The organism is Agrobacterium sp. LY4, from assembly GCF_001526585.1.
Taxonomy (GTDB): Bacteria; Pseudomonadota; Alphaproteobacteria; order Rhizobiales; family Rhizobiaceae; genus Agrobacterium; species Agrobacterium leguminum.
Window position 1 is genome coordinate 18,315 of the sequence record NZ_ASYA01000025.1, and the last position, 10,669, is coordinate 28,983.

Sequence of the window (10,669 nt, forward strand, 5' to 3'; positions counted from 1 at the left end):
GCAGGGCGGATAGTATTTGACGTTCACGTAAAAGGAAACAGAAATTTGCGGCCTCGGCGCGGCATTTGCAGCGGCGGCAGGAGCGAAAGAGGGAGAATTGGAAAATCGCTGTTTTGATCGTGGTGAAGGAAGGGTTTAAATCCAATTCTAAACTTTTCGTAAAATTCGCCGCAAAGTCCTTAATTTCCGCGGCTCGTGATATTTAACGAAAACCCAATTTTACCAATCGTTTGCAGTTTGTTTGCGGCCCATTAATCATGCCTTTTAAGCGACCGTTGAAGGCCCTGTGGCATAGTGAACTCATCAAAAGCGCAGGGAAAACCTGCCGGACGAAAGGACAAAAAAGCCGCAAAAGACGGCAGGTCCGGACGATGGCCTCGACAAGAAGGCGAATGATGAAACAGGCAGAAGGACAGGGATTAAAACAATGGCACGCTTTGAAATTCGCGATATCGAAATGGCTGCCGGTGGCGAAACCCGCGCCGACACTCTTTGCAATCTCGGCCTGGTCTATGCGACCGGCCGGGGCTGCAAGGTGGACCTGATCGCCGCCCATAAATGGCTCAACATCGCCGCGATCCGCGGATCGGAAAGAGCCGCTTCGCTGCGCGCCGATCTCGCCCGCAACATGACGAAATCGGAACTGGCCGAAGCGCTGCGCGCCGCCCGCGACTGGATGACGATGCACTGATTTACCCAAGCCTTTATTGAGATTTCCGGTCCGGTTCCCTCCAGTCCCGATGACCGGCGCAAAGGAAAGTAAACCCGAAGGGGAACGCGGCGAGGGCTTTGAAAAGGGCTTTTGCGCTGACACATCAAACCGCGACCGGCAGGAACAAGGCCGGCGCGGTTTTCTTATGTTGGCGATGTCTCTTCGCCGAAAACGATTCGCGGGCAGGGGGTTGCGGGTGGATGTTGAATCGATGCGTGCAACGCGCGGCATTTTCCAACCCTCATTCCTGTGCTTGTCACAGGAATCCAGCCGACGCGCGTCTGCGCGGCGAAAAGAGTCCCTCCAGCCCAAGGACTTGGGCTGACTAGATTCCTGTGACAAGCACAGGAATGAGGAGACGTAGGAGCTTACCCGATAGCCTTGAGGACCTTCGGCAATGCCTGCTCGAAAAGGTCGAGCTTGTCACCCGGCCCCACGCTCACGCGAATGCAGCGGTTGAGCGGCGCGACGCCCGGCATGCGGATGAAGACGCCATGTTCCATCAGCCCATCGACGATGGCGCGGGCATAAGCCCCGTCGCGATGGCAATCGATGGTGACGAAATTGGTGGCGGAGGGGAGCGGTGAAAGGCCGTTATTGCGCGCGACTGCCGAAATGCGCTCACGGGCGTCAGAAATTTTACCAACGACTTCATGCAGATAGGCCTGATCCTTCAGCGCCGCCAAAGCGCCGGCGACCGAAATGCGCGCCATGCCGAAATGGTTGCGGATCTTGTCGAAGGCTTCGACATTGCCGAGCGTGCCGATGGCGTAACCCACGCGCGCACCCGCCAGCCCATAGGCTTTCGAGAAGGTGCGCATTCGCAGAATGTTCGGCTGGCCGATCAGCGCGTCGATGGCCGGCACGGCGCTGGCGGGCGCGGTTTCGCAATAGGCCTCATCCAGAATGAGCAGGCAGGTTTCCGGCAATGCGCGGGCAAAGGCGACGACTTCGCTCGCTTCCCACCAGCTTCCCATCGGATTGTCGGGATTGGCAAAATAAACGAGCGGCGCATTTTCCCGGATGACGAGATCGAGAAGCCCGTCAAGGTCTTCGTGGTCGTCGACATAGGGCGTGGTCACGAGTTTCCCGCCAAAACCGTTCACGTGGTAATTGAAGGTGGGGTAGCCGCCAAAAGAGGTGACGACAGGCGTGCCCGGCTCGACGATCAGCCTGGCGATCTCACCCAGCAGCCCATCGACGCCGCTGCCGATCGCGATATTGCCGCGTGCAACACCATGGTGGATGGCAAGCGCTTCCTTCAACTCGTAATTTTCCGGATCGCTGTACATCCATGTCTCCGCCGCCGCATCGCGCATGGCCAGAAGCACGGAAGGGGCGGGGCCGAAGCCGCTCTCATTGGCGCCGATACGCGCTTCAACCTTCAGGCCGCGGTTGCGCTCGATGGCTTCGGGGCCGACGAAGGGAACGGTTGAGGGAAGCGAAGCGGCAAGCGGCGTGAGGCGGGAAAAGGCTGACATTGTTTAATCCGATATGCAGTTGGAAAGTCTCGTTCCGAGCAAAGCTCAATTCGCCACAATGGGTCAGATTTCCGACGGTTTGGAAACCCCTTCCTGCCGGAATTTACGCTCATGCCCGGTCCGCCGGCGCTACGGGCGGCTGGAAATGCTGTCCCGGTGGGGCTTAGCTCCACGGCGCGACGCCCCGATTTTGACGATCTCGGTTGAAAATCGACCTCGCAGGCTGGGTTCCGCAGGCGGCCAAGCGATGGATTGCCGCAATGTTGCACCCGTTCGTCAAATGCTTGTTGCAATTAATTCCTAATTGCAGAATATAGATAGGCTGGCGAGTATAGTTATTTTTATTGCAAATGATTCTTAATTGCAAAAACGCAAATGAAATCGATAGTTCTCACGACAAACAGCCGCCGCAAGAGATGAAAATGGAAAGAAAGTCGCAAATGGAGAAGACGTCACCGACGCGATTGACGGGTGAATTGGTCAGCCGCAGAGGGTTACTCGCCGGCGGGCTCGTGGCTGCGGGAGGAGGGGCGCTTCTGGCCACCAGCGCCTCCGGCCAGACCGCGCATTCAGCTCACGGGGCGGCAGCGCCGGGCTCGGCTCCGGCCGATAGCGCGGCGAAAGCCCACGGCGCGCATGGTTCGATGATGACGGTCGGCGAGGTCGATCCGCAAACCAACGGTTTCGACCCCCACGACATGCTGACGGATTGGGAAACCGGCACGGTGGAGCGCACCGTAGACGGGCGCACCCTTCGCACCTTCGAGATTACCGCCGAGGATAAGGATATCGAGATTGCACCCGGTGTCATGTTTCCGGCCTGGACTTACAATGGCCGCGTGCCGGGACCGACCCTGCGCGCCAGGGAAGGTGACCGTATCCGGGTGAATTTCAGGAATTACGGTTCCCACCCGCATTCCCTTCACTTCCACGGCATTCATTCAGCAAGGATGGACGGCATTCCGGGCACGCCGGGCATGGTCGATCCGGGCGGTGAATTCACCTATGAATTCGACGCCAGACCCTTCGGCTGCCATCTGTATCATTGCCACAACGTGCCGCTGCGCCGGCACATGCACAAGGGCATGTACGGCGCCTTCATCATCGATCCGGATCCAGACCGGCATCCCGAGCACGCCGAGGTCGCCCGCTCGCGCCTGCTCGGCACGCCGGAAAATGCGGGCTGGCAGGAAATGGTGATGGTGTCGAACGCTTTCGACACCAATTTCGATGAGGAGAACGAGTTCTACGCCGTCAATACGGTCGCACACGCCTTCGCCAAGAAGCCGATCAAAATTCTCCGCTCGAAGCCGGTGCGCATCTATCTCGTCAACGTGCTGGAATTCGATCCGATCAATTCCTTCCATCTGCATGCGAATTTCTTCAATTATTTCAATCAGGGAACGACGCTGACGCCGACATTGCAGACCGTCGACCTCATCACCCAGTGCCAGGCGGAGCGCGGCATTCTGGAATTCAGCTTCGCCGAGCACGAGCCCGGACTTTATATGTTCCACCCCCATCAGACGGAGTTCACCGAACTTGGCTGGATGGGCATGTTCGATGTCGTGGAGTCGCTGTCATGAATGTCATGGAAACGAAGAAAACATCCGCGCCCGCCCGCTCCGGCCTCACGCTCGTCTGGATCGTCCTGCCGCTTCTGGCGCTGGCCGCCGCCATCGCCTGGATTTTCGCCGCCGACCCGCTCGGGCGGCTCGACAACGGCGCGCCGCCCGTCGAGAACCTCACCTTCGAGCGCACCATCCTCAACGACAGGGGCCTGCAATTGCTGGTCCGGGCTGGCGGTTCGGAGCCGATGACGATAGCGCAGGTACAGGTGGATGCGGCCTACTGGACGTTCACGCAATCGCCTCCGGGTGAAATTCCGAGGGGGTCGTCCGTCTGGCTCAATATCGATTTTCCGTGGAATCTCGCCGATACCCACGCCGTCACCGTGGTCACCAACACCGGCGCGAGCTTCGACCACGAGATCGCCGTGGCGGTGCCGACGCCCACCGCGACATCCGGACAACTCTGGATTCAGGCGTTGGTCGGCATCATCGTAGGCGTCGTTCCCGTCGCCATCGGCCTGATGTTCTATCCCGCTTTGCGCAATGTCGGCCAGGGCGGCATGAATTTCCTGCTGGCGCTGACAATCGGCCTGCTGCTTTATCTTCTTATCGACATGACGGAAGAGGCGCTGGAAATCGCCGGCGAAACGGCGGCGCTGTTTCAGGGCCGGGTGATGGTCGTGCTCGGCGCCTTTGCGGCCTTCCTGATCCTGATGGCGGTTGGCCGCCGGCATGGCACGCCGACCGGGCTTGCGCTCGCGACTTACATCGCGCTCGGCATCGGCCTGCATAATTTCGGCGAAGGGCTGGCTATCGGCGCAGCTTTTGCGGCGGGCTCGGCGGGGCTCGGTGCGTTTCTCGTGCTGGGCTTTGCGATCCACAACATTACCGAGGGTATCGGCATCGCCGCGCCGATTCTCAAAAAACGGCCGTCATTGTGGATTTTCGCCGGGCTTACCCTTCTGGCCGGCGGCCCGGCGGTGCTTGGCATGTGGCTCGGCAGTCTCGCTTATGCACCGCAATGGACGGCTTTCGCGCTCGCCATCGGGGCGGGAGCCATCCTGCAGGTCATTGTCGAGGTCTCGGCCTATATGGTCCGCAGCAACGCCCGCAACTTCGCTTCTCTCTCCCTGTCTCCGGCGATCCTCGGCGGCCTCGGAGCGGGAATAATGTTCATGTACGTCACGGCGGCGGTCGTGAAGATATGATGACGGCCGCCCCGATATTCCCGATCTCCGCCTGCGATGCGGTGAGCCGGAAGAACGGGGCGGCAGATTTGGATGCCGAATCTATCAGCTACAGCGAGGTGGCGGTCCCGTCGCTTCGCATGCCTATTCCGTAAGCCGCGCTTTTGCAGCGGTCGTCATGATGTCTCGAAGCTCAGGCGTCGCACATGGTGCAGGAACTCCGCATCGATCAGCATATTGAAGCCGATCGTCACTTTTTCCTCTTCGCGGCGGATCAGCGTGCAGCCGATCTCATCGCGGATACCGAGAATTTCCAGATAGAAATTGGCCGGCATTTCCAGATCGGGGCTGACATCCAGTTCCGCGCCGTAAAGGGAAATGGTCCGGACCAGGCAGCGCATGGTGTCCTTGGCGCTGAGATGATGCCCGATGAAGGTGATCTTGCCGGGCCGGTCGATCTGAAATTTCTCGTACATCTCGTCCTGGGGGACGTTCTGACGGGGATCCATATGCAAAGCCATGACAACCTCCCGGATTGCCTCTTTTGATGCCGATTTTAACGCCGCTTCCTTGCCAGGGCATGAAGGAAATGCGCGCAATTGTCTGTTCTCTGTCTCGATCTCGACCAATCTTCCCTTCGGAAGCCGATGTTTCCGCTATGGAAATGCCTTCGGTCCCATCCGGTTGCAGCCTGTGCTGATACTGCGTCACGCTTGCACGGGGCTGGTGTTGACTGGGGCCGTACTTGGCGTTACGCCTGAGCCTTGCAATATCGCTTCGCGAGGCCCGGCAGGACCGGCGCTTCGTGATTCTTCTGGGAGTGGACTGTGACGGGAAGGCTGGTAATCGTCGGGGCGGGGCAGGCCGCTTTCGCGCTGGCGTCGAAGCTTCGGGCGCTGAAGGATGAGCGCCCCATCACCATCGTCGGTTCCGAGGATGCCTATCCTTACCAGAGGCCGCCGCTCTCCAAAAAATACCTCCTCGGCGAGATGAGCTTCGACCGGCTGATGTTCCGGCCGGAAGAATGGTACGCGGAGAACGATGTCGATATCCGGCTTTCCACCTGGGTCGAGGAGATAGACCGTGCCGCCAAATCCCTGCGCATGCAGGACGGCAGCACGCTTTCCTATGACAGGCTGGTACTGGCGACCGGGGCGGCTCCCCGCCTGCTGCCCGCCAGTATCGGCGGCGATCTGGAAGGCGTCCTGACCGTGCGCGACAAGCGCGATGCCGACCGGCTTATGGAGGAGATGAAGCCGGGCCGCAGGCTGCTGGTAATCGGCGGCGGTTATATCGGTCTCGAAGCAGCGGCCGTCGCGCGCAAGCTCGGCCTCGACGTGACCTTGATCGAAATGGCCGACCGGATTCTCCAGCGTGTGGCGGCGAAGGAAACCGCCGATATCATGCGCGGCATTCATCAGGCCCACGGCGTTTCCATTCGCGAAAAGACCGGCCTTGTGCGCCTTGTCGGCATGGATGGCCGGGTGGCCGCTGCCGAACTCTCCGACGGCTCGACGCTGGATGTGGACTTTGTGATTGTCGGCATCGGCGTGACGTCGAATGACCGCCTTGCTCGCGAATCGGGCCTTAATGTCGGCAATGGCATCGTGGTGGACGACCACACCCGCACCTCCGACAGCGCCATTCATGCCGTGGGCGATTGCGCGCTGCTGCCCTGGCGCGGCCAGCACGTGCGTCTCGAATCGGTACAGAACGCAGTCGATCAGGCCGAGGCGGCCGCTGCCGTGCTCACCGGGGCTGAAGCCGCCTATGATCCGAAGCCATGGTTCTGGTCGGATCAATATGACGCCAAGCTGCAGATCGCCGGCTTCAACCTGGGTTACGACGAGACGATGCTGAGGCAGGGCGCGCGTGAGGGCAGCTGGTCCGTCTGGTATTTCCGCGAGGGGCGATTCGTGGCGGTGGATGCCGTCAACGATGCCAAGGCCTATGTCGCGGGCAAGAAACTGCTCGATACCGGCGCGGAGCCGGATCGCGCCATCCTGGCGGATGCTTCCGCCGATCTGAAATTACTGCTTTCCTGAGGACATCATGCCTGCTCCCGAAAACCGTTTTAAAACCGCCATCCATGCCGGCAAGCCGCAGATCGGCCTCTGGCTCGATATGGGCGAGGCCATCACGGCGGAAATCGCCGGTACGGCGGGGTTCGACTGGCTGGTGATCGACGGCGAGCATGGGCCGAACGATCTGCGCAGCATCATCGATCAGCTGCGCGCCCTTGCCACATCGCCTGCGGAGCCCGTCGTGCGCGTGCCGGTCGGCGAAAGCTGGATGATCAAGCAGCTTCTGGATGCGGGTGCGCGCACGCTTCTGGTGCCGATGGTCGATTCGGCGGCCCAGGCGAAGGATCTGGTCAGCGCCATGCATTATCCGCCGCGCGGCATTCGCGGCATGGGCGCTGCCGTTGCCCGCGCTTCCGCCTTCAACATGATAACCGACTATGCCGACAGCGCCTCGGACGGCGTCTGCCTGCTGGTGCAGGCCGAAACGCGCGCGGCGATCAACGATCTCGATAATATTCTTGCGGTGGAGGGCGTGGACGGCGTCTTCATCGGCCCGGCGGATCTGGCCGCCGATATGGGCTATCTCGGCAGGATAGACGAGCCGGAAGTGCAGGCGGTGATCGAGGCGGCCATCGTCAAGATCGTCAAGGCGGGCAAGGCCGCCGGCATTCTCACCTTCAACGAAACCTATAATCGTCGCTATCTCGAACTCGGCGCGTCCTTCGTGGCCGTCGGTGCGGATGTGACTGAATTCGCCAGTACCCTGCGTGCGCTCTCGGCCCGTTACAAGGGCGGGGCAGCGCCTGCGCCATCCCGGTCTGGCTATTAATTCAGTCGTCGTTGCTGGCGTTCAGCTTTTCCGGCGGAATGCCTTCTTCGCCGGAGGCGAGATAACCGGTATTGATAAGCGCGGCGCGAATGATGCGCTGGATGGCCTCATCCCTGTCGACGCCGTGATCCCTCGCAAAATCCGACAAAGCCGCTTCAAGATCGTCGCTGAACCGCATATCCGCCCCCATTCATCACATTTCAAACCCATACGAAAAGGCAAGGCAGGACTGACCCGCCTTGCCTCAATTTTAATTCGATGCGGCCATCAGCGCCAGCGATAAAGGCTGCTGTTCGACGAGTTCTGCTGCGTGCTCGCACCAACCGCATAACCGATGGCAAAACCGAGTGCGCCAACGATCGTCAGCAGGGAGGTCGCCGTGCCGGGATTTTCCTTGACGGCTTCCACGACATTCTGGCCCTGGGCGCGGACATTATGCGCGGCCTTGCGAACGCGTCCGCGCGCCTCATCCAGAAATTCGGACGCATCCTCGCTCACACCTTCCGCGCGGGCGGATACGGATTTGGAGAGGGATGCAATCTGCGAACGCAGCTCCGCAATCTGGTTTTCGATCGTGTCTTCGACAACATTCAGTTTGGTCTGAGCCATTAGAACACCTCTTTTGTTACCGAAGGCAGAACGTGCCGGCCTGCAAGAAGTTCCCGAAAGGCCCGCAAAGTTTCGCAGGAGGATGTTCAGCCAACAGGTTTTTGTGCTTCTTGGCGAAAAAGCCTTGCAATCATTTTTTTTACGCAATAATCAGGCCGCACCGGAGAGGTGGCCGAGTGGTCGAAGGCGCTCCCCTGCTAAGGGAGTATACGTCAAAAGCGTATCGTGGGTTCGAATCCCATCCTCTCCGCCACTTCGGCACAAGACCGGAAAATCCCAGCCCAACAGTTTCCTCCAGTTCCAGATCACAACCGCACGCGTCTTTGTAAATGCGCGCAGCCGTGGAACTATGAAGTCGCGGATGGTCGCGCCCGCCAGGTCTCGATTATGGAAGAAACGAGCGAATCAACAGGCTCGGCGGTGTCGACTTCGATGTCGTACCGGCAGTAATCATGTGTTTTCAAATGATACCGCGCTTCCCCGATTGTCCTGTCCCCGCGTTCCCGCTCGCGTCGTTCCATCTCCGAGAGGGGAGCATGCACGCCGACCCAAAACGTGTCCAGATGTGCGAGTAACGCCCGCAATTGCCGTGCCCAGCTTGCCTCTTCAACGATGTGCTCGACGACAATATCGTTTCCAGCTTCGGCAAAGGACACGATGGAGCGGTGAAAACCGTCAAAGAACCTGGCGCGCTCATTGCTCAGGCCGGTATGCGGTGTTTTTTGTTTGATGGTGCGAAAGCCGCCATCGGCAAGCTGATCCGACGCGTAATAGCAGAAGGGTTCCGTCAGCGCCGCCCTGAGCGCCTTGGCGAGCGTCGACTTGCCGGCACTCGAGGTGCCATTCAATAAAATAATACGACCATTCCGCATGTCTATTCGTTCTTCCGTCTGTTTCGAATTGGCACTCGTGAATCGATATTAAAGGATAGTGTTTCAAGCGCGATGTCGCGCCGTCAATCAAGTCTTCGGTCGATACGGATTGGTGGCGGCATGTCGGTGCCGTAACCAGTCCGGGGGAAGCCCTTCGAATCGTTGGGCGAGGAATCGTTGGCAAAAGGCATGGTTTTTTCCGCTGTTTCTTCATACGCGCTGTCGCGGCATGACAGATGCAGGCGGGAACGAAGCAAAAGTTTCCATCATCCTTGCCCGGCGAGGCAAGGTTTCGCCGAAAAAGCCAGTAGTTTAGAAAGACCTTGTTAACCTCGCTAACTAACGGATTTTCAAGCAATTTCTTAACGCATGGTAAAGCCGCCCGCGGGCCGGCTGCGCACTGTGTGTTGTTTCCGCAACAAACCGAAATGAAGCATATACGTAAATGCTATTTATCGGATGTTGGCGATTGCAAGCGGCGAAACCTTTTGTATTTTCACCACCAGAAGCGAGGCGGTGGATCGTTTGGCTTCTAAGAACACGGGAATGGGGCAGGGAATGCTGTCCTTCAGCGAAAGTACCCAGACCCACTTAAAAACTTTGACTGGAGGTCAACCATGAACATCAAGAGCCTTCTGATCGGCTCCGCTGCGGCTCTCGCAGCAGTATCCGGCGCACAGGCCGCTGACGCTATCGTCGCTGCTGAGCCCGAGCCCCTGGAATACGTTCGCGTTTGCGACGCTTTCGGCACCGGCTTCTTCTACATCCCCGGCACCGAAACCTGCCTGAAGTTCGACGGTTACATTCGTTTCCAGACCGACTTCGGCCGTAACAAGTCCGGCACTTCTGACTGGGATTCGTTCACGCGCGCTCAGTTCAACATCGACACCCGCACCGACACCGAGCTCGGCGCTCTGCGCGGCTACATCGGTCTGCGCGGTCAGGCTAGCAACGATTCCAGCCGTGGCGTTGTTGTTGATCAGGCTTTCATCGAACTCGGCGGCCTGAAGGTCGGTTACTACTACAACTGGTGGGATGATGGTCTCTCCGGCGAAGTTGACAGCCTCAGCTCGAACCAGACTCGTCTGAACGCCATCCGTTACACCTACGACGCTGGTTCTTTCTACGTTGGCGTTGCTGTTGAAGAACTGGACGCTGCTCGCGGTACTTCCAACATTTCCAACGACTTCGTAAAGGGCGGTTCGTTCGAAGGCCCGAACAACGTTGGTATCTCCGCTATCGTTGGCGCCAAGTTCGGCGGCGTAAACGCTAACCTGCTCGGCGGCTACGACACCGATGCAGAAGAAGGCGCAATCCGCGGTATCGTCACGGCTGACATCGGCCCGGGCACATTTGGCCTCTCCGGCGTTTGGGCTTCTGGCGC

The 10,669-nt window shown here is 59.2% G+C and carries 11 protein-coding genes and 1 tRNA gene; 7 read left to right on the plus strand and 5 right to left on the minus strand.

The genetic code is table 11. The features are described from left to right. The first annotated feature begins 427 nt into the window (after window positions 1–427). Window positions 428–691 (plus strand): sel1 repeat family protein, encoded by a 264-nt coding sequence (locus L904_RS19755; protein WP_003524109.1) that lies wholly within the window; start codon window positions 428–430, stop codon window positions 689–691. A gap of 389 nt (window positions 692–1,080) precedes the next feature. Here the strand turns inward: L904_RS19755 and L904_RS19765 are convergent, their stop codons facing one another. Then, on the minus strand, window positions 1,081–2,193 hold the full coding sequence (locus L904_RS19765) for a pyridoxal phosphate-dependent aminotransferase (RefSeq protein ID WP_020809513.1): 1,113 nt from the start codon (window positions 2,191–2,193) through the stop codon (window positions 1,081–1,083). A 440-nt stretch (window positions 2,194–2,633) separates the two neighbouring features. Here L904_RS19765 and L904_RS19770 point away from each other — a divergent pair, with 440 nt between their 5' ends. Continuing rightward, on the plus strand, window positions 2,634–3,779 hold the full coding sequence (locus L904_RS19770; protein ID WP_020809514.1) for a multicopper oxidase domain-containing protein: 1,146 nt from the start codon (window positions 2,634–2,636) through the stop codon (window positions 3,777–3,779). Beyond that, window positions 3,776–4,972: a ZIP family metal transporter gene (locus L904_RS19775; protein ID WP_020809515.1), complete on the plus strand. Its 1,197-nt coding sequence runs from the start codon at window positions 3,776–3,778 to the stop codon at window positions 4,970–4,972. Before L904_RS19770 ends, L904_RS19775 begins: the two co-directional genes overlap by 4 nt. 155 nt (window positions 4,973–5,127) lie before the next feature. Here L904_RS19775 and L904_RS19780 read toward each other — a convergent pair whose 3' ends face one another. Then, window positions 5,128–5,472 carry a hypothetical protein gene (locus L904_RS19780; RefSeq protein WP_020809517.1) on the minus strand — a complete coding sequence of 115 codons (345 nt, stop codon included), beginning with the start codon at window positions 5,470–5,472 and terminating at the stop codon, window positions 5,128–5,130. Window positions 5,473–5,778: 306 nt separating this feature from the next. On the opposite strand from L904_RS19780, the gene L904_RS19785 reads away from it, so the two are divergent. Further along, the gene (locus L904_RS19785; RefSeq protein WP_020809518.1) at window positions 5,779–6,996 is read left to right on the plus strand and encodes an NAD(P)/FAD-dependent oxidoreductase; all 1,218 of its coding nucleotides are present in this window, start codon (window positions 5,779–5,781) and stop codon (window positions 6,994–6,996) included. A 7-nt stretch (window positions 6,997–7,003) separates the two neighbouring features. Continuing rightward, window positions 7,004–7,804: an aldolase/citrate lyase family protein gene (locus L904_RS19790; RefSeq protein ID WP_035262200.1), complete on the plus strand. Its 801-nt coding sequence runs from the start codon at window positions 7,004–7,006 to the stop codon at window positions 7,802–7,804. 1 nt (window position 7,805) lies between these two features. On the opposite strand, the gene L904_RS28220 is transcribed toward L904_RS19790, so the two are convergent. Beyond that, window positions 7,806–7,982, minus strand: coding sequence for a hypothetical protein (locus L904_RS28220; protein WP_003524115.1), 177 nt, complete (start codon window positions 7,980–7,982; stop codon window positions 7,806–7,808). A gap of 89 nt (window positions 7,983–8,071) precedes the next feature. Further along, window positions 8,072–8,413, minus strand: coding sequence for a hypothetical protein (locus L904_RS19800; RefSeq protein WP_020812132.1), 342 nt, complete (start codon window positions 8,411–8,413; stop codon window positions 8,072–8,074). 162 nt (window positions 8,414–8,575) lie between these two features. Between L904_RS19800 and L904_RS19805 the strand changes: the two genes are divergently transcribed. Beyond that, window positions 8,576–8,666: transfer RNA gene (locus tag L904_RS19805), tRNA-Ser, on the plus strand. A gap of 94 nt (window positions 8,667–8,760) precedes the next feature. On the opposite strand, the gene L904_RS19810 is transcribed toward L904_RS19805, so the two are convergent. Continuing rightward, the gene (locus L904_RS19810) at window positions 8,761–9,285 is read right to left on the minus strand and encodes a chloramphenicol phosphotransferase CPT family protein (RefSeq protein WP_031234275.1); all 525 of its coding nucleotides are present in this window, start codon (window positions 9,283–9,285) and stop codon (window positions 8,761–8,763) included. A gap of 617 nt (window positions 9,286–9,902) precedes the next feature. Between L904_RS19810 and L904_RS19815 the strand changes: the two genes are divergently transcribed. Continuing rightward, the coding region (locus tag L904_RS19815; RefSeq protein WP_059775521.1) for a porin at window positions 9,903–10,669 on the plus strand (767 nt) is incomplete at its 3' end.